The 26,256-nt window shown below is 44.0% G+C and carries 31 protein-coding genes; 12 read left to right on the top strand and 19 right to left on the bottom strand.

Translation table 11 applies throughout. The annotated features are described in order from the left end of the window. The first annotated feature begins 62 nt into the window (after positions 1-62). The gene (locus FG24_RS00620) at positions 63-911 is read left to right on the top strand and encodes a radical SAM protein (RefSeq protein ID WP_036299916.1); all 849 of its coding nucleotides are present in this window, start codon (positions 63-65) and stop codon (positions 909-911) included. Between the two features lie 393 nt (positions 912-1,304). Here the strand turns inward: FG24_RS00620 and FG24_RS00615 are convergent, their stop codons facing one another. The 9 genes from FG24_RS00615 to ccoN all read right to left on the bottom strand — a co-directional run bounded on the left by FG24_RS00615 (position 1,305) and on the right by ccoN (position 9,838). Then, on the bottom strand, positions 1,305-1,964 hold the full coding sequence (locus FG24_RS00615) for a hypothetical protein (RefSeq protein WP_036299914.1): 660 nt from the start codon (positions 1,962-1,964) through the stop codon (positions 1,305-1,307). Between the two features lie 311 nt (positions 1,965-2,275). After that, complete coding sequence (locus FG24_RS00610) at positions 2,276-3,163, bottom strand: universal stress protein (RefSeq protein WP_036299911.1); 888 nt, start codon at positions 3,161-3,163, stop codon at positions 2,276-2,278. Between the two features lie 39 nt (positions 3,164-3,202). Beyond that, positions 3,203-4,318: an acetate/propionate family kinase gene (locus FG24_RS00605; protein WP_235189700.1), complete on the bottom strand. Its 1,116-nt coding sequence runs from the start codon at positions 4,316-4,318 to the stop codon at positions 3,203-3,205. A gap of 444 nt (positions 4,319-4,762) precedes the next feature. Beyond that, entirely contained in the window at positions 4,763-5,047 is a 285-nt protein-coding gene (locus FG24_RS00600; protein WP_036299907.1) for a FixH family protein, read from the bottom strand. A 106-nt stretch (positions 5,048-5,153) separates the two neighbouring features. Then, a complete protein-coding gene (gene ccoG, locus FG24_RS00595) occupies positions 5,154-6,602 on the bottom strand; it encodes a cytochrome c oxidase accessory protein CcoG (RefSeq protein ID WP_036299905.1) in 1,449 nt (482 codons plus the stop codon). A gap of 17 nt (positions 6,603-6,619) precedes the next feature. After that, positions 6,620-7,534: a cytochrome-c oxidase, cbb3-type subunit III gene (gene ccoP / locus FG24_RS00590; RefSeq protein WP_036299903.1), complete on the bottom strand. Its 915-nt coding sequence runs from the start codon at positions 7,532-7,534 to the stop codon at positions 6,620-6,622. A gap of 62 nt (positions 7,535-7,596) precedes the next feature. Then, positions 7,597-7,734 carry a cbb3-type cytochrome oxidase subunit 3 gene (locus tag FG24_RS00585; protein WP_036299901.1) on the bottom strand — a complete coding sequence of 46 codons (138 nt, stop codon included), beginning with the start codon at positions 7,732-7,734 and terminating at the stop codon, positions 7,597-7,599. Positions 7,735-7,763: 29 nt separating this feature from the next. Next, complete coding sequence (ccoO, locus tag FG24_RS00580; protein ID WP_036299899.1) at positions 7,764-8,390, bottom strand: cytochrome-c oxidase, cbb3-type subunit II; 627 nt, start codon at positions 8,388-8,390, stop codon at positions 7,764-7,766. An 11-nt stretch (positions 8,391-8,401) separates the two neighbouring features. After that, on the bottom strand, positions 8,402-9,838 hold the full coding sequence (ccoN, locus tag FG24_RS00575; RefSeq protein WP_036299896.1) for a cytochrome-c oxidase, cbb3-type subunit I: 1,437 nt from the start codon (positions 9,836-9,838) through the stop codon (positions 8,402-8,404). Positions 9,839-10,086: 248 nt separating this feature from the next. Between ccoN and FG24_RS00570 the strand changes: the two genes are divergently transcribed. The 7 genes from FG24_RS00570 (at position 10,087) to FG24_RS00540 (ending at position 16,270) form a co-directional block, all read left to right on the top strand. Further along, positions 10,087-11,544 (top strand): ABC transporter substrate-binding protein, encoded by a 1,458-nt coding sequence (locus FG24_RS00570; protein WP_051901380.1) that lies wholly within the window; start codon positions 10,087-10,089, stop codon positions 11,542-11,544. Beyond that, positions 11,534-12,013, top strand: a complete 480-nt coding sequence (locus FG24_RS00565; protein ID WP_036299894.1) for a L,D-transpeptidase — start codon at positions 11,534-11,536, stop codon at positions 12,011-12,013. The genes FG24_RS00570 and FG24_RS00565 overlap by 11 nt, the downstream gene beginning before the upstream one ends. 95 nt (positions 12,014-12,108) lie before the next feature. Further along, positions 12,109-13,023, top strand: coding sequence for a nickel ABC transporter permease (gene nikB, locus FG24_RS00560; RefSeq protein WP_036299893.1), 915 nt, complete (start codon positions 12,109-12,111; stop codon positions 13,021-13,023). A 199-nt stretch (positions 13,024-13,222) separates the two neighbouring features. Then, positions 13,223-14,014, top strand: a complete 792-nt coding sequence (locus FG24_RS00555; RefSeq protein WP_036299890.1) for an ABC transporter permease — start codon at positions 13,223-13,225, stop codon at positions 14,012-14,014. A gap of 13 nt (positions 14,015-14,027) precedes the next feature. Next, complete coding sequence (gene nagZ / locus FG24_RS00550) at positions 14,028-15,074, top strand: beta-N-acetylhexosaminidase (RefSeq protein WP_036303773.1); 1,047 nt, start codon at positions 14,028-14,030, stop codon at positions 15,072-15,074. 36 nt (positions 15,075-15,110) lie between these two features. Continuing rightward, complete coding sequence (locus FG24_RS00545) at positions 15,111-15,491, top strand: hypothetical protein (RefSeq protein ID WP_036299889.1); 381 nt, start codon at positions 15,111-15,113, stop codon at positions 15,489-15,491. A gap of 89 nt (positions 15,492-15,580) precedes the next feature. Next, complete coding sequence (locus FG24_RS00540; RefSeq protein ID WP_036299888.1) at positions 15,581-16,270, top strand: Bax inhibitor-1/YccA family protein; 690 nt, start codon at positions 15,581-15,583, stop codon at positions 16,268-16,270. Positions 16,271-16,356: 86 nt separating this feature from the next. Here FG24_RS00540 and tadA read toward each other — a convergent pair whose 3' ends face one another. The 3 genes from tadA to FG24_RS00525 are packed head-to-tail and all read right to left on the bottom strand — an operon-like array spanning position 16,357 to position 18,292. Beyond that, positions 16,357-16,854, bottom strand: coding sequence for a tRNA adenosine(34) deaminase TadA (tadA, locus tag FG24_RS00535; protein WP_036299886.1), 498 nt, complete (start codon positions 16,852-16,854; stop codon positions 16,357-16,359). A 59-nt stretch (positions 16,855-16,913) separates the two neighbouring features. Next, entirely contained in the window at positions 16,914-17,366 is a 453-nt protein-coding gene (locus FG24_RS00530) for a phosphate-starvation-inducible PsiE family protein (protein WP_036303772.1), read from the bottom strand. An 11-nt stretch (positions 17,367-17,377) separates the two neighbouring features. Next, positions 17,378-18,292, bottom strand: a complete 915-nt coding sequence (locus FG24_RS00525) for a LysR family transcriptional regulator (RefSeq protein WP_036299883.1) — start codon at positions 18,290-18,292, stop codon at positions 17,378-17,380. Between the two features lie 398 nt (positions 18,293-18,690). Here FG24_RS00525 and FG24_RS00520 point away from each other — a divergent pair, with 398 nt between their 5' ends. From FG24_RS00520 to FG24_RS00505, 4 genes are all read left to right on the top strand, one after another. Next, complete coding sequence (locus FG24_RS00520; RefSeq protein WP_036299881.1) at positions 18,691-19,302, top strand: YceI family protein; 612 nt, start codon at positions 18,691-18,693, stop codon at positions 19,300-19,302. Positions 19,303-19,334: 32 nt separating this feature from the next. After that, positions 19,335-20,414, top strand: a complete 1,080-nt coding sequence (locus FG24_RS00515) for an alkene reductase (RefSeq protein ID WP_036299880.1) — start codon at positions 19,335-19,337, stop codon at positions 20,412-20,414. Positions 20,415-20,420: 6 nt separating this feature from the next. Further along, entirely contained in the window at positions 20,421-21,032 is a 612-nt protein-coding gene (locus FG24_RS00510) for a nitroreductase family protein (protein ID WP_036299878.1), read from the top strand. Positions 21,033-21,122: 90 nt separating this feature from the next. Next, positions 21,123-21,494, top strand: coding sequence for a thioredoxin family protein (locus FG24_RS00505; protein WP_036299876.1), 372 nt, complete (start codon positions 21,123-21,125; stop codon positions 21,492-21,494). A gap of 127 nt (positions 21,495-21,621) precedes the next feature. Here the strand turns inward: FG24_RS00505 and FG24_RS00500 are convergent, their stop codons facing one another. The 7 genes from FG24_RS00500 to wrbA form a co-directional block, all read right to left on the bottom strand. Then, positions 21,622-21,978, bottom strand: a complete 357-nt coding sequence (locus FG24_RS00500) for a hypothetical protein (RefSeq protein ID WP_036299875.1) — start codon at positions 21,976-21,978, stop codon at positions 21,622-21,624. A gap of 22 nt (positions 21,979-22,000) precedes the next feature. Then, positions 22,001-23,014: a peptidoglycan DD-metalloendopeptidase family protein gene (locus FG24_RS00495; protein ID WP_036299874.1), complete on the bottom strand. Its 1,014-nt coding sequence runs from the start codon at positions 23,012-23,014 to the stop codon at positions 22,001-22,003. After that, entirely contained in the window at positions 23,011-23,649 is a 639-nt protein-coding gene (locus FG24_RS00490; protein WP_036303770.1) for a protein-L-isoaspartate(D-aspartate) O-methyltransferase, read from the bottom strand. Before FG24_RS00490 ends, FG24_RS00495 begins: the two co-directional genes overlap by 4 nt. Before the next feature lie 55 nt (positions 23,650-23,704). Then, on the bottom strand, positions 23,705-24,448 hold the full coding sequence (gene surE, locus FG24_RS00485; protein WP_036299872.1) for a 5'/3'-nucleotidase SurE: 744 nt from the start codon (positions 24,446-24,448) through the stop codon (positions 23,705-23,707). An 88-nt stretch (positions 24,449-24,536) separates the two neighbouring features. Next, positions 24,537-24,899: a DUF2069 domain-containing protein gene (locus tag FG24_RS00480; protein WP_036303769.1), complete on the bottom strand. Its 363-nt coding sequence runs from the start codon at positions 24,897-24,899 to the stop codon at positions 24,537-24,539. Positions 24,900-24,921: 22 nt separating this feature from the next. Continuing rightward, positions 24,922-25,647 (bottom strand): HugZ family protein, encoded by a 726-nt coding sequence (locus FG24_RS00475; RefSeq protein ID WP_036299871.1) that lies wholly within the window; start codon positions 25,645-25,647, stop codon positions 24,922-24,924. A gap of 3 nt (positions 25,648-25,650) precedes the next feature. Next, positions 25,651-26,250: an NAD(P)H:quinone oxidoreductase gene (wrbA, locus tag FG24_RS00470; protein WP_036299869.1), complete on the bottom strand. Its 600-nt coding sequence runs from the start codon at positions 26,248-26,250 to the stop codon at positions 25,651-25,653. Positions 26,251-26,256: the final 6 nt, after the last annotated feature.

Below are 26,256 nucleotides of genomic sequence, written 5' to 3'. Positions count from 1 at the left end.
AGCCTCACGTATTTTAATGACGAGTTTTAAGTCATTTGCTATTTAAAAGTAATGATTCCTGCATGACCACAAAAATTCATCTAACCACCACCGACCATAACCGAGATGTCATCGGGCTTAAGTATATTTATCCGGTTATTTCACGACGTGCGGGTGGCGTATCTGTCGGTATCAATCTTAATGTTAATAATGCCTGTAACTGGCGCTGTATTTATTGCAATGTGCCTAATCTTACCCGGGGCACACCTCCAGCTATTGAACTGGATGTTTTAGAGCAGGAGTTGAGAGCGTTTCTTCATGATGTGCTGCATGGTGATTTTATGCAACGCCATGTCCAAGAAGGCGACCGTCAGCTTCAAGATATTGCATTCTCTGGCAATGGTGAGCCAACCAGTGCAAAAGAATTCCCACAAGTGCTGACATTGGTGGAGAGCGTGCTACGTGATTTTGGGCTACTAGGCAAAATTAAAGTGCGACTTATCACCAACGGCAGTTTGATGGATAAGCCTTTAGTACTGGAGAGCATGAAGCATCTGGCAACACTAAATGGCGAAGTTTGGTTTAAAGTGGATGGCGGCTCTAAAGCCGCAATTGCGCGTGTGAATGACGTTAATTTAAACCCAGAGAGCCACCTACAGCGCCTTAGGCAATGTGCGATGGCTTGCCCAACCTTTATACAAACCTGCATGTTCTCGTTAGATGGCGTGCCGCCAAGCGAGGCCGATATCAGCGATTATCTGGCATTGATTAGCCAGGCAAAGGATGTAATTAAAGGCGTGCATCTTTATGGGCTTGCGCGCCGTTCAGAGCAAGCTGAAGTGGATAGGTTGTCACGCTTACCAGCTGAATGGCTAGAAGCCTTGGCGCAGCGTATCAGAGAGTGCGGCATCACTGTGTACGTGAGCCCTTAGCTCAATTGGTGTAGCCGCCGCTGTTTAAAGCATCATGACAGACAGCTTGTCTGTGTAACTTGTATGATGGGTCATATGACACACGCTAAATATAGATGTGAGCGCTCATCGTTATTTGTATTAGAAGAGAAGCCTACGGTGCCTAAGTCAAGTAGCAATGATAGCGAGTCAATAACTGCATTGATATGTCTGGTATGGTGGCGACTTTTGTAGGGTTGGGTTTTAACCCCACACAGAAGTGACAAACTCCACAATTGCAGCGCGTGGGTCACAAGTGACCCACCCTACAGGGCTGACCAGCCATGAATGCCCTACGTTCAAGGTAACCGGCGTTGCACGGCTCTATCGCACAGTGTCCGGCTGACCACAGGGTTGTGCCTCATTGCGCCTCGCTCACGAGAGCCAATCGGCAACAAGTTTTTCAACTTCTTCAATCATAGAACGCACATTGGCAGCATCGAATTCGGCTGATTTTCCATGAGCGGCACTATTCCGGATGGCGGCTAGTGCCGTAATCCTTTTCTGGACAAGTGAGTTGTATTGTCCATCCTTCGCAAGGTCGGCGTTCATTTTGTCCAGCTTTCCCGTAGCCAAGCTACGCGCTTCACACAAGCCACGTAGGTTTGTTTCAAGGACTACGCCACAAATGACCGCCGCTGGGATGTGATAACCTGCGGCCAGAAGTTCGCGAGCCTGCTCAAGTTCCGTTGAGAAAAGCTCTGCTTGAACCAGATTACGAACAGACAAAAGATACCCGCCTTCAAAGTCCTCTTTGGCAGCAAGGAAAACGGACCTCAGACGGCTTAGTCTGGTTGGGTTGCTTTCGAAAGAAAGAGGTTCTTCGGCTTCCATAAATGACTTGAAGTGCTCAGATTCCCGGCCGCATGCAGAGGCAAGTAAGCTTCGTGCTTTGACGCACCAGCCCAGCAATTGGTCTCTATCAACTTCTTCGTACGAGCCAGAGTACGAGCTGTACTTTGTCTGTTTTGTAGCAGCGACTCCATCTGCTTGCGCAACCAACTCATTAAAGCGCTTCTCTAAATGCTTAATCACCGCACGGCTCCTGAAAATGAGGCATAATAATTATTACGCGGACGCACGCGTCCGTGTAATAACATTGTGGATGTTGATTTTGACATGTTATTTTTCTTTTTAAATCTTATAGTTAAGTATTGCTCTGTTTGTATAGTAATAAACTGCAAGTAGGGACGCAACTTGTTTTAAGTTGAGTACACTTTGGGTGATGTTATTTACTGAGAGTACATAATTCCTTTCCCAATCCAACCAAGTTTTGCACACAAAGGGACAGTTGTGCATTATCTACTTAAGTTGAATTCTAATCCTAGATTACATATAGTCATATTTTAGTTAGTGAGCAGTACATCACATGTTGCTGAATAAGCAACGCCTTTACTAACGCTACCAAGTAGCCAGTTTTCAAGACCACTTTTTTCATTTTTACCAAGTGTGATTAAATCCGCATGTTGTGTTTCTGCATGGTTGCAAATGCTTTGCGATGGGTAGCCAGAAAGTATTGTTCTTGATACTTTTTTACCGAGTGCTTGTTCATTAAAGATGGCACTTAACCTACGGTCTGCATCTGCTAGTGCTTGAGTACGGTATTGTTGCAAGAGTGTTTCATTCATCCCAGCTTTATACATATGTGCCTCCTGATTGGTGTCAAATATCAGCAAGCCTTCAATTTGGGCATCGGGGGCAATGGTGCGTGTCATGGCGGGTACATTTTCTGCACCAGCTAAGAAATTTACTGCTGCGATAACATGACGGTATGGCGGTGTTGAGTTATCTTTGTTTTTAACAATCAAGATTGAGCATTTTGAAACTGCCATGAGCCGTGAACTGGTCGAGCCCAATAATTTTTCGACTAAAGTGTGCTGCCCTTGCGCACCTGTCACAATTAGGCTGGCATGGACTTGGTCAGCGTAATGCGATATTTCAGTGTGCGCACGGCCTATGCGGGTTACTGCCTCTACCGCGATATTAAACTGTTCTCTTAATTTAAATGCCAATGTGTCAATTTGTGTTTTGACTATCTCTTGTTGTGCTTGCTGATAGTGGGTTTGAAAGCTGAAGGAAAGCTCAGAGCCTGCGTATAAATCAAGTGGATGTACCACATGGATAAGATGCAGTTTGGCACCCAGTCCTTTGCAAATTAAGGCAGCACGATTGACTGCCAAGTCTGCTTCCGCTGAAAAATCAGTACCTGCAATTACATGGCGAATGGGGTGCATGTTACTCTCCTCAATATAGCGGAACTTAATGACTTAAACTTAATGACCGAAACTATGGGTTAATCTAGCAATCTCTGCTTCCTCATCGGCTGGAATCATCAAAATAGGTTTTGAATCTGTGCTGTTTAACAGGGTTGCATGCTGTTCATTTTTATCAGAATCTAGCTTGAACCCCATAAATTCAAGATGCTCACAAATCATCGTGCGCACTAGTGCTGAGTTTTCTCCAATGCCGCCTGTAAAGACGATGGCATCAAGGCCGCCTACTTTAGCTGCGTATGCACCTATTGTCGCTCTCACTTGTCTTGTAAAAAAAGCAATTGCAAACTTGGCATGGTCGCTATTACTTGCAATCAGTGTCGCCATGTCGCTACTTTCGCCATTTGAAAGTGCTAATAAGCCCATTTTTTGATAAACAAGTGCTGATAGCGCATGATAATCATAATGCTTTGTTAGCTCTAACATGACGCCTGGATCAATATCTCCGCTGCGTGTTCCCATCGGAATGCCACTGGCAGGGGAGTAGCTCATGCTGGTATCAATAGCGTGTAGGTTTTTAATGAGGCATAGGCTGGCACTACTGCCTAGATGTGCAATGACAATGCGACCATTTGCTGTCTTGCCAAGGTGTTGAGGGAGTTGCCTTGTAATATTTGCGTAATTTAGCCCATGAAAGCCGTAGCGTCTGTAATCAAGAGCTTTTGGTATGGGTAGGCGGTAGGCTAGTTCTGATAGTGTGTGATGAAAGGCGGTGTCAAAACATGCCACTTGAACTAATTTAAATAAATGCGCAAATGTTTTAGTGCAAATATCCACGCCTAGAAGATTACTTGGTATGTGGAACGGCGCTAAGTGTGTAATGCTTTCAAGCCGCATGCGTTCATCAGCATCAATCAGTCTAGCGGTTTCGGCGATATCACCGCTATGCACAAAACGGTGGCCAATTAATAGCGTATGTTTTTCTGTAGACGAGGCGTAATCAGCGAGCGCTACTGCTAGGTCATCTAATAGGCATTCAAAGAGTTTTGCGTGGTGATTGTCATGTGTTTGATTGAGAGGCTGGCGATAGAAGAAATTGATACGTTGACCATCTGCCAAGAATAAACTGGCTCTGAGGCTGTATGAGCCACAGTTAATGGCGAGGGTGTTTAGCATTGCCATGACCGTGGAAAGTGCTCACATAACAATAAAGTTATTGTAAGCGCTGCTTTAGTTGGAAATTTACCCGTACGTGCCATGATGAAGCTCAGCTCCTTACGTTACTCATTGGTAAGCAATCAACTAATTATCTTTAGTTGCGGACATGCATCGAACTTATAAGCAATATTAGCAGATTTTTGATTGTATTATTTGAGTAAAAGTAATAAATAATCGTATCAACATGGCGTTAAGTTAACGCTACTGCTTCAATAGTGTAGGCTACGTGTTTAATCGTGCAAGTATTAGTTTACGGTTAAACATGTTGTTGGTAAATGCAATTAATCAGGCCAGATTAATTGTTTGTTTAAGTGGTCAGAAACTAAGATGTAGAAAACGGTATGTCGCTCTCTAGGCAATCTATGTGATGGCTAAGTTATTTCTAATTGCCTGAGCTGATGATTAAGGGCGGGTAGGCTTTATTCCAGTGGCTGCATGGTTGCGACCTTGAATGGCAGGGACTAAACCATCGTGTCTTCCTTCTAATGTTTTGTTAATTTCAATGCCTTTGCGATAGTAGTCTACATCCACAACAGGATCTGGTACTTTAATTGCAAAGTAGAGCGTGACGAATGATGCCATGACGACAGTTAGTGGCCCCCCGACTACAAGCCACATATGGCCATAATGCCACCAAGCCTTTGATGAGTTTTCAGTGTCTAAGTCATGGTTGTTTAAATTGTTCATATTTACCTCTGGTTGAGACAATTGTTTGTATTGATATAAATTTATACTGGTGTAACCATTAATCTTGATGCAAGATTTCTCACTTCAATAATGCCGATCTGCATGGTTATCTGGGCACTAGAAATATTGACTTCTCGGTGACGACAGCATCACTTTCTGTAGCTTTAATTTCGAATGTCACGGTATGTGAACCTGACTTCATTGATCCATCAGGAATCTGTAACCTGACCGGTACCCCACGTGACTCAGCCGCATTGACTACTACCGTATGATTAGCATCTAAGACATCTGACTGAATCACTAGTTGGTCTAGCCCGGTAGCTTGTAGCTGATAATGTTGGGTAGATTCGGTTGCATTCATAATCTGTAGGCGATAGACATTTTCTAGCATTCCGCCTTCAGCTAAACGTGCCATTACGCCACGGTCACGAATCACGTCCACTTTAAATGGAGAGCGTAACCATAAGCTTGTTAATAGAGTTACCAATAGCAAAATGAGTATGGCTGCATAAATCATCACTCGAGGGCGTAAAATGCGTTTTAACATCTGGGTATGTGACCAACCATTGACGATGGCAGCTTGCGTAGAATATTTGATTAGTCCGCGTGCATAGCCCATCTTATCCATCACGGTGTCGCATACGTCAGCACACGCGCCGCAGCCGATACACTCATATTGCAATCCTTTACGGATATCAATACCAGTAGGGCATACCTGTACGCACATGCTGCAATCGATACATGAACCTAAGTTATTACTTGTTAGATCAGCCTTACGTGAGCGGCTACCACGAGGTTCACCTCGCGCTTCATCGTAGGTGACGACCAAGGTATCATCGTCAAACATTGCACTTTGAAAGCGTGCGTAAGGGCACATATATTTACATACTTGTTCGCGCATGAAACCAGCATTGCCATATGTTGCAAACCCATAAAATAAAATCCAAAAGGTTTCCCACGGCCCAAGGCTTATGTTGGCGGCTGCAGTGCTTAACTCGCGGATTGGCGAGAAGTAACCTACAAATGTAAAACCAGTCCATAAGGAAAACGCAATCCACACAAAATGCTTAGTGCCTTTTTTAACGAGTTTCTTGCGGGATATGCCTGCACCATCTAACTTCATACGCGCGGCACGGTCACCTTCTATTTTGGCTTCAATCCAAAGAAATATTTCAGTGTAGACCGTTTGTGGGCAAGCATAACCGCACCATAACCGCCCGGCGATTGCGGTAAATAGGAATAATGACAGGGCGGATATGATAAGAATTGCGGTGAGGTAGATCAGGTCTTGCGGGTATAGCACCAGATTAAAGATATAAAAGCGTTTGGCTTCTAAATCAAATAATAAAGCTTGGCGGCTACCCCATTCAATCCAAGGGACACCGTAAAAAACAATTTGCGTGAGCCAGATTAAGACCCAGCGCCATTTAGTAAAGAACCCAAAGGTGCTGCGCGGATATATCTTTTCCGCTGCAGCATACAAGTTGATTACGGCTGTATCGCTAGGCGCATTTGATGCGCTTGTTGAGACCTTTGGGTGCGTAGTGCTTTTCATATAAGTTGATAATACTTTTACTGAAGACTAGCGTTGTTAGATAAGCTCCATACATAAGCAGTGAGTACATGGATTTGCTCTGGTGAGAATTTAGCTGACTGCGCAGGCATTTGGTTAGCCACACCAAGATTGATACGTTTAATAATCGCTTCTTCACCAGCGCCGTGTAGCCAAATATTGTCTGTTAAGTTTAGCGCACCAACGGCTTGGTTACCTTTGCCATCTTGACCATGGCAAGCGGCACAGGCAGCGAATTTCTCTTTACCTAACGCTGCACGTGCATTGTCATATTTGCTGGACGATAAGCTAAGCACATAATTTGCTAAGTTTTTAACGTCGTCTTCGTTGCCAACGGCTGCTGCCATTGGCGGCATCATGCCAATTCGGCCATTAGTGATGGTTTCATTGATTTTCTCAGCGTTACCACCATGAATCCAATCATGATCAGTCAAGTTAGGAAAGCCTTTACTGCCATGCGCGTCAGAGCCATGACATAGCGCACAGTTGTTCATAAATAAACGCTCACCAATCGCTTGTGCTTCTTTATTTGTAGCTAGTTCTTCAATTGGCATTGCTGCAAACTTGGCATAAATTGGTGCAACTTTTGCATTTGCAGTGGCCATCTCTTGTTCATATTGACCGACTTGTGACCAGCCCAACTTGCCGGTATAACCACCAAGTGCTGGGTAAGCTAAGAAATAAAACAATGAGAAAACAATCGTGATAATAAACATCCATACCCACCAACGTGGTAATGGATTATTCATTTCACGTAGGTTTTCATCCCACACATGGCCATTTGTATTGTCGCCATTTGGGCTGCTAGCTTTAATTTTGCTAGTAATCCATAGTAACCATGCACAACCAAATACGCCGGCCAAAGAGATCACCGTAATAAATATTGGCCAAAAACTACTGGTAAAGTCGCTCATTTTGTTTTCCTCTAAACCTCTAAAACGAGGTTTTAAAAAGTGTTTGTTTAGTCTTTTAAACTTTAATCATTAGTAAAGGGCAGGTTGGCTGCTTCTTTAAAATCTGATGTGTTACGGCGTTTCCAAGCCCAACCCATGATGCCGATAAACACGGCAAAGCTAGCAATCGTGGCAAGAATCCGTAGCGTATTGATATCCATGGTGTTGCTCCCCTGATATTTAAGTTAAGTTATTTAAGATGTGTGCCTAATACTTGTAAGTAAGCAATCACCGCATCTAACTCTGATACATCTTTGGCTTCTTCAGCCGCACCAGCAATTTGCTCGTCCGTGTATGGCACACCTACTGCACGTAATGCACGCATATTTGGTGCAAGAGAGGCTGCATCCACTTTGGTGGTTTCTAACCAAGGGTAAGCTGGCATAATTGACTCAGGCACAAGGTCGCGTGGGTTGATTAAGTGTATGCGTTGCCATTCATTGCTATATTTACCACCGACGCGGTGCAGGTCTGGACCAGTACGTTTACTACCCCATTGAAATGGATGGTCATAAACAAACTCGCCAGCGACTGAGTAATGACCATAGCGCAATGTTTCAGCACGAAACGGGCGAATCATTTGTGAGTGGCAGTTATAGCAGCCTTCACGAATGTAGATGTCTCTGCCAGCAAGCTGCAATGGTGTATATGGCTCTAAACCTTTGATAGGCTCAGTGGTTGATTTTTGGTAGAACAACGGTACGATTTCTACCAATCCACCAAACGCAACAACGACCAGTATCAGCACAATCATCAGAAAGTTGCTGGTCTCAATTTTTTCGTGGCTGAAGCCAGTATTTGTATCTTGATTTGACATGATTGTTTTCCTTAAGCGTGAGCAGCAACTGGTGGAATAGTGGCCGTCACAGATTTGCCACTGGTTGCTGTTTTTATAACGTTCCACAACATGATAGACATGCCGCTGAGGTAGAGCAGGCCGCCCAACATACGAATGATGTAGTAAGGTTGTTTTGCTTTTACGCTTTCAACAAAGGTGTATGTCAATGTGCCGTCAGTGTTGATAGCACGCCACATCAAGCCTTCCATCACGCCAGAAATCCAAAGTGCTGCGATGTAAAGCACAATACCTACTGTTGCAAGCCAGAAGTGCAACTCAATCGCTTTAATGCTATGCATTTGTTTTTGACCAAATAAGCGTGGAATCATGTAGTAGATTGCACCCATTGAAACCAAGCCAACCCAACCTAAAGCACCTGAATGAACGTGACCAACAGTCCAATCTGTGTAGTGTGATAGAGAGTTAACCGTTTTAATTGCCATCATTGGGCCTTCAAACGTACTCATGCCGTAGAAAGACAATGAAACAATCATGAAGCGTAAAATCGGGTCGGTACGTAATTTGTGCCATGCGCCTGATAAAGTCATCATGCCGTTGATCATGCCACCCCAGCTTGGTGCTAATAAAATCAGTGAGAACGCCATCCCTAATGATTGTGTCCAGTCAGGCAATGCGGTGTAGTGTAAGTGGTGAGGGCCCGCCCACATGTAAGTGAAAATCAATGCCCAAAAGTGCACAATTGATAAGCTGTATGAGTACACAGGGCGGTCTGCTTGTTTAGGCACAAAGTAGTACATGATGCCCAAGAAACCAGCCGTTAAGAAGAAGCCAACAGCATTGTGACCATACCACCATTGCACCATCGCATCTTGTACACCAGCATAAGCGGAGTATGATTTCATCATGCTAGCCGGCATTGCTGCACTGTTTACAATGTGCAATAAAGCAACGGTAAGAATAAACGCACCAAAGAACCAGTTTGCTACGTAAATATGCTTTACTTTACGCGTACCAATCGTGCCAAAGAACACCACTGCATAAGATACCCAAACAACTGCAATCAGCACATCAATTGGCCACTCAAGCTCTGCATACTCTTTACCTTGCGTGAAACCTAAAGGTAAAGAAATAGCGGCGGCGACGATCACCGCTTGCCAACCCCAAAATGTAAACTTAGCTAACGATGGTAGGAATAGTGTTGTATGGCAAGTTCTTTGCACCACATAATATGAAGTGGCAAACAAAGTACAGCCACCAAATGCAAAAATAACTGCATTGGTATGAAGTGGGCGTAAGCGGCCAAAGCTGGTCCAAGGTAAGCCTAGGTTAAGTTCAGGCCAAACCAGTTGGGCGGCGATAATCACGCCTACCAACATGCCGACCACGCCCCAAACCACGGCCATGATAGAAAATTGCCGTATAACGGAGTCGTTATACGTGTTTGATTGCGAATTCGAGACTTGCATTTAGTTCTCCCCCCACCAAAAAGTGCTTTAAAGTGCTATTAATAATTTATTGCGATTTTTACACGTGGCATTTTGTCGCAGCTTTGGGTAATGGCATTTGATTCAAATCAAATCGATTGCAATTCAAAAAAATTAAAAATGGCTAAATTAAAAAAAACTTATAGTTAGATGAGATAACTTTGCAGAAAGTCGTGTTTTCAGCGGCCACTTGAATCCTTATTTTTTGTAAATCAAGTAAACTGACGCACATGAAATTATTGAATTTTTTATTGCTCATCTGCCTTTTGCAGCTTGGCGCTTGCGGTCGTGAACATCAATATGAAGGGGTGCATCAATCTGCACCTATTCACTTTGCGCTATCTCAAGCACCTTTGAGCTTAGATCCGCGAGTGGCGACAGATGCGGCATCTGAACGGGTGATGCGTTTAATTTATCAACCATTGGTTGATTTTGATGAGAATTTCAAGCCAACCCCAAAATTGGCAGATTGGAAGACGGTCAATACAACGGAGTATCTCGTTTCTTTAAGGTCACCGCGCCCACTATTTCACAATCAACAGCCACTTAATGCTGAGGACGTAAAAGCGACTTATGATGCGATTGTCCAATTGGCTAATTCACCACTCAGCGCTGAGTATGCCAATATCCAGAAAATTACGGTGCATGATACAGATCACCTCACTTTCTACCTTAAACAGCCAGATCCCTATTTCGCAGCGAAATTGATTATTGGGATTATGCCAAAGCACTTACTCGCACAGCAGCATGACTTTGCGCATCATCCTATAGGTAATGGCCCACTGGCTTTTGTTGAGAAGGAGGCTAAGTTAGTGCTACGCAGAGTTTCCGATGGTCAAATCATTACCTTCAGTGAAGTGAAAGACCCGACAGTCCGAGTGCTGAAACTATTACGTGGCGAAACTGATTTATTGCAAGGCGAGCTACCTGCTGAGTTGGTTAAGTACCTGCAAACCAAGCCTGAAGTGACAGTGAAAACGAGCCCAGGGGTTAACTACTCCTATTTAGGCTTGAATATGCAAGACCCAGTGTTGAGCAATCTCAAAGTAAGGCAAGCGATTGCGCATGCGATTGATCGGCAAACCTTGATTCATAAAGTAATGGTCGACCACACCCGTATTGCGGGTGCCATTTTGCCGCCAGAGCATTATGCGGGTAACGCTGACTTAAACGCCTATGATTACAACCCTGCGCTGGCTAAGCGCTTGCTGACCGAAGCAGGGTTTAATGTGCCAATTAAGCTTATTTATAAAACCTCTACAGATGCACAACGCGTGCGTATCGCAACCATATTGCAAGCGCAAATGCGCCCTGCTGGCATTGAGCTGGAAATACGCAGCCTAGATTGGGGTACTTTTTTTGAAGATGTTAAACAAGGAAATTTCCAATTGTTTGGGCTCACTTGGGTGGGTATCAAAACCCCTGAAATCTATACAAAAGTATTTGGTAGCCATCATTTTCCGCCTAATGGCTTTAATCGTGGCCGGTTTTCCGATGCAACATTAGATGGCTTACTCGCAAAAGAAGACTGGCAGGCAGCAACTTCTAGGATTCATGAACAATTGCCTTATATTCCACTATGGTACGAGGGACAGTTTGCGGTGTTTAATAAAAATATCACTAACTACTCACCAAAACCAGATGGCAACTGGGATGATTTAGCTACAATACGTAAATATGCACATTAATATTTCTATTTTGCAGCAGAAGCTAACCTTACTCGACGACACTGGCAAGGTTAAAGCGAAATATGCTATCTCTAGTGCGGCTAATGGCGTCGGCTGTGAAAAAAATAGCGGTTGTACGCCATTGGGTGCACATATTATTCGCGCCAAAATCGGCGATAAGCAGCCACTCAATACCGTATTTGTCGGCCGTAGGCCAACAGGTGAAATTTGCACGCCAGAATTGATGGCAGAATTCCCTAACCGTGATTGGATACTGACACGTATTTTGTGGTTATCTGGCAATGAGCCTGGCAAAAATCGCTTAGGTAATGTGGATACGATGCAGCGCTATATTTATATTCATGGCACGCCTGATAGTGTTGCCGTTGGTCAGCCTGAGTCGCACGGATGCATCCGTATGCGCAATGCAGATATCGTTGAGCTGTTTAATCTAGTGCCGGCAGGTACTTCTGTGATGATTGCTGATTAATGCGTGTATTTTTATCTGACCGTGGCGTACCAAACACTGACGCATCATTTAGTGGCTCTCATTGCTTCTTGCAGCTTTGGTAACGAGAAGTAGTCATGAATCCCATCAAGCGTTTAACCAGTTTATTGACTGTCATTTTCGGCGTATTGCTACTCACTTTTTTGCTGATTCATTTGGTACCGGGCGACCCAGTTGATGTCATGCTGGGCGAGTCGGCAAATGTGGCAGATAGAGAAGCGTTACGTGCAGACTTAGGGCTAAATCAGCCGCTGGTTAAGCAATTTGGAAGCTATTTGGCAAAGTTGATGCATGGTGACCTTGGTAAGTCTATTCATACACAAACTCCGATTATTGAGTTGATTCAAGCGCGTTATCCTGCCACCCTCAAACTGGCATTGCTATCATTATTGATTGGCATTGTGATTGGTGTGCCGTTAGGTATTTTTGCTGCGCTTAAAGCCGGACGTTGGCAAGATTTTATAGTGACCATTGTTTCTGTGCGTTTATCAGCGATGCCTGCTTTCTGGCTTGGGCCGGTGCTGATGCTGATATTTGCTGTCTGGTTAGGTTGGCTGCCGGTGAGTGGGATGGATTCCGGTACCTCAATCATTTTACCAGCCATTACTTTAGGGTTTGGTTTAAGTGCGATTTTGACACGGATGACGCGGACCAGTTTGCTGGAAGTGTTAAACGATGATTATATTCGTACCGCACGCGCTAAAGGCTTAAGTGAGCAAACCGTGATATTGCGTCATGCTTTACGTGCAGCGTTATTGCCGATTATTACGATTGTTGGCTTACAGATGGGTAGCCTACTAGCTGGTACTGTCATTACTGAAACTATTTTTAGCTGGGATGGCGTGGGGCGATTACTGGTAGAGAGTATAGAAAAGCGTGATTACCCTGTCACGCAAGCCTGTGTGCTGATTGTTGCTTTAAGCTACGTGCTGGTGAATCTAGCCACGGATGTTTTATATAGATTTGCTGACCCTAGAGTGCGCCATGCTTAGTGCATGTAATATATTTGGTGAGCGCTTTACACGAATGATATTTTCTCATCAATGTTTCTCATATCGTCATCCTCGCGAAAGCGGGGATCCATCTAACTGTTTCATTAAAATGGATTCCCGCTTTCGCGGGAATGACGGAGTTGTAAGTTTTTAAGGTTAAAACTGCATCGTGCAAAACGCTCAATATTAAGACTATTTAATGAAATTTATTGCCTATTTAATTTTAGTGTTGTGGCTGGTTGCGGTAGTGGTCGGAAATGTGCTGCAACTTAGCCCCAATGCGATTGATTTAGATGTGATTTTACAAGCGCCGACTACTCAGCATTGGTTTGGTGCGGATGACTTGGGCCGAGATATTTTGGCGCGTGTGTTAAGCGGTGTGGAAGTATCGTTCCTCGTTGCACTGATTGTCACTGGCGTGACAATGGCAGTAGGTGTGCTCATTGGCCTGCTGGCTGGATTTTACGGGGGCAGGGTAGATGCAGTATTGATGCAAGTAACTGATATCTTTTTAGCGTTCCCAGGTATCTTATTAGCAATTGCTTTTGCTGCTGTATTAGGGCCTGGGCTTGGCAACTTAATCATGGCTTTATGTCTAACCGGTTGGGTAAGCTATGCGCGATTAACGCGTGGGCAGACCTTAAGTTTGCGTCATCGCCAGCATGTGCAGGCCGCAGAGTCCTTGGGCGCAGGTGTGCCGCGTTTGCTGTTTAAGCATATATTGCCTTTATTAGCATCAATCTTGGTGGTAGAAGCCACTTATAGTTTAGCGAGTGTCATGATTGCAGAGGCTAGCTTGTCATTTCTAGGCTTGGGGATACAAGCACCAGATGCCTCTTGGGGTGCCATGTTGCGAGATGCTGTGCGCTATATGTTAATTGCCCCGCATTATGTATTAATTGTAGGCGGATGTTTGATGAGTTTGATTTTAGCCATTAATCTAGGCGGAGACTATTTGCGCGACGCTTTGGATGTTAGAAAACCAGATTAAGAAAAGAGATTGCATGAGTTTAGGTCCAGTCATGTTAGATGTTGTCGGCACGGAATTAACCGATGATGACATACGACGTTTAAAGCACCCCCTAGTCGGTGGCGTGATTCTATTTAAGCGTAATTATGAAAATAATGCGCAGCTTAAAGCGCTTACTGCAAGTATTCATGCGGTACGCCAACCGCCGTTGTTGATTGCAGTTGATCATGAAGGCGGGCGCGTACAGCGCTTTAGAGATGGTTTCACTAAAATTCCTCCCATGCGTGAATTTGGCAAAATTTGGGATAAAAATCCTAAAAAAGCCAAAGAGCTAGCCACAGAAGCCGGTTGGATTTTAGCCGCAGAGCTACGTGCCCACGGCGTAGATTTTAGTTTCACACCAGTGCTGGATATGGATTATGGCGATAGCTTGGTGATAGGCGACCGTGCATTTCATTTAAATTCACAAGCGATTAGTGATTTAGCTTATGCGCTGATGCAAGGCTTAAAGAAAGGCGGCATGGCAGCCGTAGGTAAGCACTTTCCTGGGCATGGGTTTGTGGTGGCAGATTCGCATGTGAGTATGCCAGTGGATGAGCGTGAGTTTGACCAGATTGCACAGCATGATATGCAGCCTTTTAGAATGCTGATTGATGATGGCATACAGGCCATTATGCCCGCCCATGTGATTTACGCCAAAGTTGATAATAAGCCTGCTGGTTTTTCACCACGCTGGTTACAAAAAGTATTGCGTGAGCGCTTAGGCTTCAATGGCGTGATTTTTAGCGACGATTTAAGCATGGAAGCAGCAACGGCAGGCGGTGATGTCACCACCCGTGCGCTAGAAGCGCTTAATGCAGGGTGTGATATGGTGCTGTTATGCAATCAGCCAACTATGGCAGATGAACTGCTGGACAATCTAAGTTGGACTATCTCTGCACAAAGCTTGAGCCGATTAGCGCGTATGCATGGGCATAAGCACCCGTTAACGATGGATGCATTGCATGAGAGTGCAGCGTTTGTAGATGCAGTGCATCAAGTGGCGCAGGTTGGAATAGTTGAGGGTGAGCTGTTTTCCTAATTAATAGTTAGATTGAGAAGCTATTAGAGTTAAGTGATGCAGAACAAAACTAAGCAATTAGAGCAAGATGAAGAGCCGAGTCTTCTGGATAGGCTGGGGACTGCTATATTGGCTCCTATTGCGTTTAATTTCGGCATTGTTGTTATAGTCTCATTGATATCTGGTAGCGTAAGGAGCCCTTTGTTAAACCCTTTTCGTTGGCTTTATGGTATATCAGCTAGTTACCTACTACTGGTTAGCATATTATTACCGGCGATAGCAGGTTTTATAATGGGGATGACTAAATTTACTACATTGTACGGTCACTTTTTTTATACTAATGGTGACGATGAGAAAAGTATTCCAATGACGATTTTAGTATGGGCGGTTTTGCTTCTAACTGCTTATATATTTTCTGCGTTGCGTATCCCATTTTAGACTGTTTCAATTATAAATTTTACTTGAAACTTATGGCCTTAATCGGTATCTTAGTGTTAGTTGTATTTTTAATATAAAGGAAATAAACAATGTTAGACAACACCCCAGTATTAGGTCGTTCAGAGTCGGCTGAATTAGCGACGAATCGAGTCTTGCGTAATACATACGCGCTGTTGGGTTTGACAATGATTCCAACAGTGATTGGTGCTTTTATCGGCATGAGCATGAATTTTGCGATTGCACAGCAACATCCATTTATTTTTGCAATTGGTGCAATGGCCGTCATGTATGGTCTATTTGCAGCCATTTCTGCTAACCGTAACAGCAGTTTCGGTGTAGTGCTTTTATTAGGCCTAACATTCTTAATGGGTATGTTACTTGGCCCAATTCTGCAACATGCACTTAACCTGAGTAACGGTGCGCAAATCGTTGGTTTAGCGGCTGGCGGTACAGGTATTATTCTGATGACATTGGCTGGTATTGCAACCACCACCAAAAAAGACTTTAGCTTCATGGGCAAGTTCTTAATGGTTGGTATTATTTTGCTAATCGTTGCTTCTTTGGCTAATATCTTTTTACAAATCCCAGCCATGGCACTTGCGTTGTCAGCTGTTGGTGTCATCTTGTTCTCTGGCTTTATTTTGTATGATGTTAGCCGTATCGTAAACGGTGGTGAAACCAATTACGTGATGGCGACGCTAGGTCTTTATTTAAGCATCTATAACCTATTTACTAGCTTGTTGCAGTTGTTAATGGGCTTGATGGGCAGTAACGATTAATCGCGATTGTTAGTGCATACGTTTAGATTAAAAAACCCGCTTCGGCGGGTTTTTTTATGTGAGCCATGTTTGACTATTGGGTGTAATTATTGGCGTTGGAGTTTTGCTAGTTTACGACGCTCAGAAAAAAAATTGGACAGCACCATCCCGCATTCCTTAGCGAGTATGCCGCTTATTACCTGCGTATGATGGTTTAGCTTTTGTTCTGCCATGAGGTTGACTACGCTGCCACAAGCCCCTGTTTTTTGGTCATTCGCACCATAGACTAGTCTGGCAATTCTGGCGTGTTGTATTGCGCCCGTACACATTGCGCAAGGCTCTAAAGTCACATAAAGCGTGCAGTCTACCAAGCGATAGTTGCCTAACTGTTTTGCTGCATCACGCATGGCCTGAATTTCAGCATGCGCACTAGGGTCATGTGAGCCGATGGGGGCATTGCTACCACGACCTATAATTTCGCCATCTTTCACGACAATCGCACCAACCGGCACCTCACCTGCGAGGGCGGCCTGTTCTGCTAGTGTTAGCGCGATGGACATAAAGGCTTGGTCTTGCTCCATGCTGTTAGTAGCGTTACTTGTCATTTTGTTAGGGTGTCTAATCTTTTATATATTAAATCAATTGCTTAGTATTATTTATTTTCTTACTCATTTTGCTTTTGACCCCAGCGAATTAGTACATAAACTAAACCTAGTACGAAAGCGCCTCCCACCCATGTTGCAATCTCTTCTGTGGTTGGTGAAAGATCCTGCACCGGCATCACAATTAATTTACGTAAGAACAGTACGAGTACAACTTCGACAAACGTTTCTACCAATAGCTTGCTACCTTGCAGGTAACGTATTTCCGCAGAGATAAGCGCTGAAATTGACCATAGCAGCATTAGTGTGCCCAGCGCGTGTAAGAAACCATGTACAAGATTATGCGCAGTTGCCGCGGCATAGACATCTTTAAAGAACAGCCAAGTAAACATGATGACGGAGGTGGCAAGTGCAAGCCCGATAATGATGTGTGCAAAGCCATTTAGCCATTGCATGGCCTTGATAGCGTAGTTATTGATAGTGGAAAAGTTCTTTGGAAGTTGATCTTGTGACATGCTAATTTCTTTCATTGTGCTGGTGATAACAAAATATCATTGATGTTCAATAATTGGAGTTGTTTAATGAGCCATTGTTGTGCTTTGCCGCCATCACTACGCCAAGCCAGGAAAATGGTGACTTCATGTTTTGGTTCTGCGACCTGTTTAATCACTAGCAAGCCTTTGCTAGCGTATTGCTCTGCTAGCTGATGTGGGATGTATCCCGCACCCAGACCCGCAATTTGTGCTTGTAATTTTAAACGCATATTAGGCACAGATAGCATATCTTGCCCAGTTAAAATGCCTGAAGTGCGTGGCGGCAAGTTGCGTGAGCTATCCGCAGCTGAGACTGAGCGGTACTGGATAATATCTTGATTTTGCAATGGCTCTGCTAACTTTGCAAGCGGGTGATGTGGCGCCACGGCATAGCTAAACATCAGTGAGCCAATTGGTTTTGTCATAAACCCTGCGTTCGGCGGTGCGTCGCCGGGAGCGCCTAAGGCGATATCTGCACGTCCGCTGATGAGTGCATCCCAACTGCCGCCATATACTTCTTGTGATAGTCTTATTCTGGTGCCGAAATGCTGGGCATAGAATTTTTCTAAGATGGGGTAGACACTTGTGATATCAAATAAATCGCTAACGGCGATGGTGAGTTCAGTTTCTACGCCTTTTGCAACGCGTTTAACTCGTGACTCCAGTTCACTGGCAGCATTAAGCAGGTTGCGACCTTCTTTAAGTAGTTCTGCCCCGGCTAAAGTAAGCTCTGCACGGTGACCGCTACGGTTAAACAGTTTGACATTTAAGTCTTCCTCAAGCTTTCTTACTGTGTAAGTGACTGCAGACGGCACGCGAAATAATGACTCTGCCGCTGCGGCAAAGCTGCCTTTACGGGCGATAGCATCTAAAACTTCAAGTGATTCTAAAGAAAGTTTTATCGACATAGGGGTTGGTAAATCTTAGTCAATTTTTTTGAATAAACCATGCAAAATTATTTGCTATTAGTATATTCTCATTAGTAATAACATGCTCTTAATTATTCAATTAACTTGAATGATGATGTTTGGTTGTCACTAGGTTTCATGCCACTGAGTTCATGTAGGTGTCATGATGTGATTGCATTATGAAGATGCAACTTTATGCCATTATGTTTGACCAATATCATGCTTCGCTATAGATGAGAGTATGCATCCGAACCAGAAACAGTTTCACGGCAAAGTACTCTCTCATGGTTAAGGAGACACTTCTTCTGTGTTTTCCAAAGTAACAGTTTCACTTTACTCAAAAGTGCGACACAAATACTAAAGATTAAAAAATACTAAGATTATAAAAAGGATACCGTATGAAATACACACATTTAAAAACGACAGCATTATTGTTGGGCACACTATTTTCAGGCATGAACACAGCGGTTGCAGCACCTGTTGCTTACAATATCGATGCTGCACATAGTTTTGCCAACTGGAGTGTTCGTCATGTTGTAGCAAAAGCTTCTGGTACTTTTAATGAAATTACAGGCAGTATCTCTATTGATAGAGATAATTTAGCTAACTCCTCAGTTGATGCAAAGATTAATGTACTTAGTGTCAACAGTGGGCTGGCTAAGCGTGACGCACACATCAAAGAAAAAGATTACTTGAATGCAGGCCAGTTTGCAGAGATGCGTTTTGTTAGCACAAAAATTGAAGCAAAAAATGCCACAGAAGGTGTGATGACAGGCAAGTTTACGATGAATGGCGTGACTAAAGAAATCGCATTACCGTTTAAAGTGTTAGGCTTTGGTAATGATCCATGGGGCGGTGAGCGCAGTGGTTTTGAAGCTAAAACTTCTTTAAAAGCGTCAGATTATGGCTTTGGTTGGGGTACAAAACCTAATGCGCCTGTGGGTGACGATGTAGAAATCACGCTATTGATTGAAGCGGTGAAACCTTCAGCTGAGAAGCCAAAAAAATAAAGTACTAAACAGCGTATATTTAGGAGTAACAAATGGCATTAGACTTATTTAGCCCAGCAACGCTGGGAAGTATACAATTGAGTAACCGTATTGTAATGGCGCCGCTAACACGCAATAGGGCGGGTGAGCACGGTGTGCCCCACTCTTTGAACGTTACCTATTATGAGCAACGCGCAAGTGCCGGGCTTATTGTGACTGAAGCAACGCCAATCTCGGCAATGGCGCATGGTTATCCAGCATTGCCTGGTATTTATACCGATGCTCAAGTCGCGGGCTGGAAGAAAATCACTGATGCGGTACATGCTAAAGGTGGAAAAATCGTCATCCAATTATGGCATGTAGGTCGTATTTCTCATCCAACACTATTGCCTGAAGGTGCGTTGCCGGTAGCGCCATCTGCGATTAAACCAGCTGGTCAGGCTTTTACCTATCAAGGATTAGTGGACTATGTGACACCTCGTGCATTGGATGTCAGTGAATTGTCAGACATTGTTGCTGATTATGTGCATGCGACCAAAGCTGCACTTGCGGCTGGGTTTGATGGTGTGGAGATTCACGCGGCTAATGGTTATTTACTTGACCAGTTCTTACGCGATGGCACTAATAAACGTACGGATCAGTATGGTGGTAGCTTTGAGAACCGGACACGGTTCTTGTTAGAGGTAACAAAAGCAGTAGTGGATGTTGCTGGCGCTGATAAGGTGGGCGTGCGTATTTCCCCTGTGAATCCTTTCAATGATATGCAAGATAGCAATCCGCAAGCATTGTTTAACTATGTGACTGAATCGTTGAATCAGTTTAATCTCGCTTACTTGCACGTGGTAGAAGGTGGTATTCATGGTGGCGGGCTTGCAGATCCATTTGACTTTGACGTGCTACGTAAGCTGTTCAAAGGCGCTTATATGGCTAATTTAGCTTATGATAAAGCACGCGGTAATGCAGTTGTTGCAAGTGGTCATGCAGATGTTGTGGCTTATGGTGTACCATTCATCGCTAATCCTGACTTAGTTGAACGTTTTAGAACAGATGCGCCATTAAATGAGGCAGATTCATCATCATTCTATGGCGGCGCTGAGAAAGGCTATACTGATTACCCATTTATTGAGGCTTAAATAACCATGCATAAACCCGCTATTACCCAACTACCGATTGATACCACACTCGCAAATCGATGGAGTGGCCGCGCCTATGACGCAGCTAAAGGCGTTACCCATGAGCAAGTAGTGACATTAATTGAGGCTGCAAGATGGGCGCCATCATGTTTTGGTGATCAACCTTGGCGTTTTGTGGTGTGGAATAAAGGTTCAGATGCAGCCAGCTGGCAACTGGCGTTTGATTGTCTTGTCCCTGGTAATCAGGATTGGGTAAAAAACTCACCATTGTTATTGTTGATTTGCGCAGACACTTTGTTTGCACACAACCAGAAGCCAAATCGTTGGGCACAATATGATACAGGTGCGGCTGCAGAGAACTTATGTTTGCAAGCGTCAAGCATGGGTCTGATGGCGCACCAGATGGGTGGGTTTGATGCGGATAAAACACGTAAAGAGTTTAATATTCCGGAGCAGTACACATTGATGGCCATGGTGGCTGTTGGTTATCCAGCTGATATTGCGACTTTAGAAGGCGATACCTTGACGCGCGAGACCGCTGATCGTGTAAGAAAGCCTTTGTCTGAGTTGTTTTTTGATGCGGCATGGGGTAACCCAGTTAAAGCGTTAAGTGAATAACTGTATTGCTAATGTAAAACTTAACGAAATATATGGCTTCTGATAAACTGCTATCTTTAGGTGTTACCTTATTCAATTAAAGGCAAAATTATGGCAGTTATCGCACTTACCAAAGCTAATTTTAAAGAAACGATAGAAAATAATCCTTTTGTGATTGTTGATTTTTGGGCTCAATGGTGTGATCCATGTGTTGCTTTTACGCCTACTTTTGAAGCTGCGGCAGCGAAGAACCCAGATATCGTATTTGGTATGGTCAATACTGAAGCTGACCCTGAAATTGGCGAGTATTTTGAAGTAACGCAAATTCCAGGCATTTTAGTGATTCGTGAGCAAGCTGGTATCCATGCGCAAGTGGGTGAAATTGGCGCCCCTGCGTTTGATGAAATTATCAAATGGGCGCGTGATTTTGATATGACACCTGTGCGTGAGTACTATAAAGAGCAAGCGAAAGCGGCTAACTAATACTGATAAGTTACTATCATCAGTAGCAATAAAAAAGCGGCTTAAAGCCGCTTTTTTATTGCATGTAAGATAAACAAACGTAATCAGATAGGCTATCCATGGTGATGGAAGATTGACTGCTATTGGGCTAAAAAGAGCCTGTCATGTAAAATCTGATTAAGAAGAAAACACCAATCGCCATCATCACATACATTGGTAAGTCACCACTTTTTTTGGTTTCTGATTTATTGGGCGTGCTGATCCATCTGTTGATTAACCATAATGCAAAAATGATGACTGGAATCATGAGCATACTGCTGGTTGATTCAAACAGGCTGCTCATTGCTTTTGAAAGCAAGCCCTCTTCACGAAACAACTCTAAGGCAATGCCCACAATACCTACAATCATCAGCCCCATTCGTATGGTTGCAACAAGCACGCTAGCTTTACTTTCCGGCTTAATGTCTTTATTTTTCAAATATTTGTTGGGTTCAATATTTGCCATATGCTACTCCTTAGGTATTGACTTAATCCGCACTGAGAAATTTCATTGGGTCTACAGATTTACCTTGTTGCCTGATTTCAAAGTGTAGTTTTACCGCATTGCTGTCAGTATCACCCATCTCTGCAATTTTTTGACCGCTACTCACTTGCTGGCCTTCTTTGACTAAAATCAGGCTGTTGTTAGCATACACAGATAAATATGTTGCGCTGTGTTTGATGATGACTAATTTTCCATAGCCACGTAAGTCAGAGCCGCTATAGATGACTTTCCCTGTTGCTGCCGCATGAATTGCTTGTCCCATTTTTCCTGAGATATCGATACCTTTGTTGCCGGCATCGTTAAAGTTGGCAACTACTTTACCTTTGGTTGGCCAAGCCCAGCTTAATTGGCCGTTAGGTTCGAGTTTAGGTTTCGACTCTACTTTTGGCTCCGCTGTTTTAACTTCAGGTTTTGGTTCGATGGTTGTTTTCTCTGCGACTGGTTTCTTCGCTACATTACTTGTTGAAGATGGTGTGGCTGTGATTGTTTTTGCGGTTGGCAATGGTTGTTTGTAAGCTTCATCACTGTAAGGTTCGCGCAGTGCCTTAGGTTCATTAATTGCAACTGCTACAGGTGGCGTTGCTGGTGAACTTACGCTGGATTCTTGCGGGCTGTCGTTACCAATCGCATAGGTCACTACGCCATTGCTATTATCTTGTGCTGGGCTAGCGTCTGCATTAGTTGGTGTTTCATTGAGCGTGGAGAACTTAAGTGTTTGACCGATTTTAATGATGTAGGGCGCACTAATGTTATTGGCTTGTGCGATTTCTTTGTAATCGTAACCATGCTCTAGCCCAATGCTATAAAGCGTATCGCCTTTTTTGACGATATAGGTTGCTGGTCGCCAGTCAGTGCCGGCTTTGTGCACAACAGGTGCGGTTTGTGATTTGTTTGATTTACCATGTGGCATTCGGTCAATCACAGGTGCTGGGGTAGTGCTACATGCGAAGGTAAGTGATGAAATAAATAGGATGATAAAACAGCGTATTACATTCATTGTGAACTGGTACCACCGAGTAATGGAACAAATTTTACAGGCTCTAATTGAGTTTGATGGTAATCATTTGTGGAGACGCGCTCTACCAAATATAAAATTTGCTCATCAGTGCCGACAGGAATGACCAAGCGGCCGCCAATCGCTAGCTGTGTTAATAACTCTTGCGGGATATGGCTTGCTGCTGCTGTCACAATAATGGCATCAAATGGTGCTAACTGAGCAAGTCCCATGTTGCCGTCAGCGTGGTCTAGCTTAACGTTGATGCATTTTAATTGGCGTAGATGGTCGCGCGCTTTTAGTACTAAAGGCCGGATACGTTCTACAGAGTAAACTTCTTTTGCCAGTTTTGACAAGACTGCGGTTTGGTAGCCGCAGCCCGTACCAATTTCCAGTGCTTTTTCTATCGATTGACCATTGCGCAGCAGTTCAGACATGCGGGCGACAATATAAGGTTGGGATATAGTCTGACCAAACCCAATTGGCAACGATACGTCTTCATAAGCGCGGATGGAGAGTGCTTCGTCTACAAATATATGACGAGGAATACTGCCAATCGCAGAGAGTACCACTTCATCTTTAATGCCTTGTTCACGCAGTCGATTTAGCATGCGATCACGCGTACGTTGTGATGTCATGCCAATACCAGCTTGTGATGATCTAATGAGTGCCAAGATGTTATTTCCAGTGTTGTTAGCTAGATAACCATTGTTTTATATCATTCAGCTGTGCATGGCAGGTTAGATCAACTTGAATGGGAGAAATAGACACTTGTTGATTAGCAATGGCATGAAAATCCGTGCCTAAACCGCCATCATTAGGTTGCCCGGCAGCACCAACCCAATATACCGTCTCATTGCGCGGCGTTTTAAGCTGTACGACTGGTTCTGCTTTATGGCGTTTGCCTAGGCGTGTCACTGTGCGGCCTTGCAGTGCTTCATAAGGGATGTCGGGCACATTTACATTAAGTAAGGTTGGTGCACTGAATCCATTTTTCTGATAGTGCTGAACAAGTTCAACGGCAACTCTTGCTGCAGTTTCAAAGTGTGTAGAGTTGTGCTGGGACATTGACACCGCAATTGATGGAATACCAAGTAAATAGCCTTCCATCGCAGCAGCAACGGTGCCTGAGTAAATCGTATCATCACCCATGTTGGCACCATCATTAATACCACTAATCACCATGTCTGGCATCGTATCCATTAGCCCTGTTAGTGCAATATGCACACAGTCAGTTGGTGTGCCGTTGACGTAAAAAAATCCGTTTGATGCTTTTTTTACGCTTAATGGACGATCAAGTGTGAGTGAGTTGCTTGCGCCACTTCTGTTTCTTTCAGGCGCTACGACTGTAATATCTGCAATTTTTGCAATATGTTCTGCCAGTATGTTTAAACCTGGTGCGAAGTAACCATCATCGTTTGAGAGCAGTATTTTCATGCGTAACTTGCTAATAGTGTTTTAATGACTAAATTATAGTAGAAGACAGCATGTTTGGCGCGGTATGGATGTAAAAACTTATGGTTGTTTACGCGTTTTCTACGCTGATTTGCTTTGGTTGACGTGTTAGTCGTGCGTAAAAAATTGTACATGTAAAGAATAAGATTGTAAGGATGACCTCTAGTAACGCAAGTTTGGCAGAAAGACCTGTATCAGCCCAAGCGCGAACTGCACCTTCTGTGAAGTAAAATAGTATGAACATACACGACCATTGGTAGGTGTAGCGTTTGCCTCGCAAAATACCAAACAAAGGCAGTAACAGCGGTAAAGCCTTGAGCATGAGCAGTGAGCCGCCAGGCTTTAACGGCGCCAAAACGGTTTCCCATGCGAGCGTGAGTAAAATAAGTGCGATGAGGCTAATCGAAGCACCCAGCTGAAGTTTGTTAAGCATGTTGATTTTATTCACGTTTTGTTTAAAGGTTGACTGATTTTGAGAGGCTTACCAATGCAGCTCTTGCCGATTGAGCATCATGGATTTTTGTTTCAAAGTTAAAGCGAAAAATAGTTGTTTTGTCGCCAACGGTGGCATGCACATCGAAGCCGTCGCAATCGATTCCTAGCATGCTTGCATGCGTAGCCTGGACACCGTGCACGTGCTGACAATAACGGATTAAGCTATCGGCATGGTCTGTATTCATATGCGCAATAATTTGTGCTTCCTGATTGGCTAGTAATGCATCTGTAGGGATGTCATTGATTAAATCATCACCCGATAGCCAGCCCATTTTGCCAAAACCAGCAATATAGCGCGCTGTTTCAATTTTTATACGATAAAAAGCAAAATCATGCATATCAAAATAGCCGCTCGCTTGTGGTAGGTAACGTAAATACCGCTCTCTCAAGTTAGCATCTTCGTTTTTATTGATTGCATTGGCGCTACCTAGTAGCGTGAGCCTTGCATTCGCTTGTAAGTCTTCAGCCCCTGCAAACACTAGCAGTGATACTTTTGGGTTGGCAGCGATGTTTTTGGTGTGTTCTGCAATGTTGCTAATCAATATGATTGGTTGGCATTGGTGATCTAATACAAACGGGGCGACCGAGCCAAATGGATAGCCTTCAAATTTTGTCGAATGGGTTGATAGTATAGCGGTGCGAGTGCTTCTTAGAAATTGCCTGGCATCTAGGTGTAAATTGGCCATTTTTTAAAGTTTTCTTGATAACTTTAACGCAGACTCAGCGAGGCGTTTACCTAGTGCGAGACACAGTTTCTTTTCATCATCGCTGATGGGTTTGTCATCCATGGCACCGCCAACATGGCTTGCACCATAAGGTGTGCCGCCAGAGGTGGTGGCTGATAGTGCAGGCTCTGAATACGGTAAGCCGACCATGATCATGCCGTGGTGCATTAACGGCAGCATCATGGTGATAAGCGTGGTTTCGTTACCACCATGCATCGAGCCCGTCGAGGTAAACACAGCGGCGGCTTTGCCAGCCAGTGCACCTTTTAACCAAAGTGCAGTAGTACCATCAAGAAAATATTTCATCGGTGCCGCCATGTTACCGAAGCGGGTAGGGCTGCCTAATGCCAAGCCTATACATTCTTCTAAATCCTGCAATTCAACGTATGGGTCACCTGTGCTAGGGATGTCAGATTCTGTGGCTTCGCAATTGGTTGATACTTTAGGGACAGTGCGAATACGCGCTTTAATGCCATCTACGCTTTGCACGCCGCGGGCAATCAACTGCGCCATTTCACGTACTGCGCCACCTTGAGAATAATATAGGACTAGGATTTCGTTCATTAGATT

Origin of the sequence: Methylotenera sp. L2L1 (assembly GCF_000744605.1) — a bacterium.
In the GTDB taxonomy this organism is placed as follows: domain Bacteria; phylum Pseudomonadota; class Gammaproteobacteria; order Burkholderiales; family Methylophilaceae; genus Methylotenera.
Note: the sequence above shows the minus strand (reverse complement) of the source record. Positions and strands in the feature narration are given on the sequence as shown.

Excerpts from the sequence above, each read along its gene's own strand:
- FG24_RS00480 (WP_036303769.1), bottom strand. The coding sequence starts at position 24,899 with ATGCTTAACAAACTTCAGCTGGGTGCTTCGATTAGCCTCATCGCACTT.
- FG24_RS00605 (WP_235189700.1), bottom strand. The coding sequence starts at position 4,318 with ATGCTAAACACCCTCGCCATTAACTGTGGCTCATACAGCCTCAGAGCC.
- FG24_RS00515 (WP_036299880.1), top strand. The coding sequence starts at position 19,335 with ATGGCATTAGACTTATTTAGCCCAGCAACGCTGGGAAGTATACAATTG.
- FG24_RS00610 (WP_036299911.1), bottom strand. The coding sequence starts at position 3,163 with ATGCACCCCATTCGCCATGTAATTGCAGGTACTGATTTTTCAGCGGAA.
- FG24_RS00565 (WP_036299894.1), top strand. The coding sequence starts at position 11,534 with ATGCACATTAATATTTCTATTTTGCAGCAGAAGCTAACCTTACTCGAC.
- FG24_RS00540 (WP_036299888.1), top strand. The coding sequence starts at position 15,581 with ATGTTAGACAACACCCCAGTATTAGGTCGTTCAGAGTCGGCTGAATTA.
- tadA (WP_036299886.1), bottom strand. The coding sequence starts at position 16,854 with ATGACAAGTAACGCTACTAACAGCATGGAGCAAGACCAAGCCTTTATG.
- FG24_RS00525 (WP_036299883.1), bottom strand. The coding sequence starts at position 18,292 with ATGTCGATAAAACTTTCTTTAGAATCACTTGAAGTTTTAGATGCTATC.
- ccoG (WP_036299905.1), bottom strand. The coding sequence starts at position 6,602 with ATGAAAAGCACTACGCACCCAAAGGTCTCAACAAGCGCATCAAATGCG.
- FG24_RS00530 (WP_036303772.1), bottom strand. The coding sequence starts at position 17,366 with ATGTCACAAGATCAACTTCCAAAGAACTTTTCCACTATCAATAACTAC.
- ccoN (WP_036299896.1), bottom strand. The coding sequence starts at position 9,838 with ATGCAAGTCTCGAATTCGCAATCAAACACGTATAACGACTCCGTTATA.
- nikB (WP_036299893.1), top strand. The coding sequence starts at position 12,109 with ATGAATCCCATCAAGCGTTTAACCAGTTTATTGACTGTCATTTTCGGC.
- FG24_RS00510 (WP_036299878.1), top strand. The coding sequence starts at position 20,421 with ATGCATAAACCCGCTATTACCCAACTACCGATTGATACCACACTCGCA.
- FG24_RS00500 (WP_036299875.1), bottom strand. The coding sequence starts at position 21,978 with ATGGCAAATATTGAACCCAACAAATATTTGAAAAATAAAGACATTAAG.
- FG24_RS00555 (WP_036299890.1), top strand. The coding sequence starts at position 13,223 with ATGAAATTTATTGCCTATTTAATTTTAGTGTTGTGGCTGGTTGCGGTA.
- surE (WP_036299872.1), bottom strand. The coding sequence starts at position 24,448 with ATGAAAATACTGCTCTCAAACGATGATGGTTACTTCGCACCAGGTTTA.
- nagZ (WP_036303773.1), top strand. The coding sequence starts at position 14,028 with ATGAGTTTAGGTCCAGTCATGTTAGATGTTGTCGGCACGGAATTAACC.
- FG24_RS00570 (WP_051901380.1), top strand. The coding sequence starts at position 10,087 with ATGAAATTATTGAATTTTTTATTGCTCATCTGCCTTTTGCAGCTTGGC.
- ccoP (WP_036299903.1), bottom strand. The coding sequence starts at position 7,534 with ATGAGCGACTTTACCAGTAGTTTTTGGCCAATATTTATTACGGTGATC.
- FG24_RS00495 (WP_036299874.1), bottom strand. The coding sequence starts at position 23,014 with ATGAATGTAATACGCTGTTTTATCATCCTATTTATTTCATCACTTACC.
- FG24_RS00620 (WP_036299916.1), top strand. The coding sequence starts at position 63 with ATGACCACAAAAATTCATCTAACCACCACCGACCATAACCGAGATGTC.
- FG24_RS00545 (WP_036299889.1), top strand. The coding sequence starts at position 15,111 with ATGCAGAACAAAACTAAGCAATTAGAGCAAGATGAAGAGCCGAGTCTT.
- ccoO (WP_036299899.1), bottom strand. The coding sequence starts at position 8,390 with ATGTCAAATCAAGATACAAATACTGGCTTCAGCCACGAAAAAATTGAG.
- FG24_RS00600 (WP_036299907.1), bottom strand. The coding sequence starts at position 5,047 with ATGAACAATTTAAACAACCATGACTTAGACACTGAAAACTCATCAAAG.
- FG24_RS00490 (WP_036303770.1), bottom strand. The coding sequence starts at position 23,649 with ATGACATCACAACGTACGCGTGATCGCATGCTAAATCGACTGCGTGAA.
- wrbA (WP_036299869.1), bottom strand. The coding sequence starts at position 26,250 with ATGAACGAAATCCTAGTCCTATATTATTCTCAAGGTGGCGCAGTACGT.
- FG24_RS00585 (WP_036299901.1), bottom strand. The coding sequence starts at position 7,734 with ATGGATATCAATACGCTACGGATTCTTGCCACGATTGCTAGCTTTGCC.
- FG24_RS00520 (WP_036299881.1), top strand. The coding sequence starts at position 18,691 with ATGAAATACACACATTTAAAAACGACAGCATTATTGTTGGGCACACTA.
- FG24_RS00505 (WP_036299876.1), top strand. The coding sequence starts at position 21,123 with ATGGCAGTTATCGCACTTACCAAAGCTAATTTTAAAGAAACGATAGAA.
- FG24_RS00475 (WP_036299871.1), bottom strand. The coding sequence starts at position 25,647 with ATGGCCAATTTACACCTAGATGCCAGGCAATTTCTAAGAAGCACTCGC.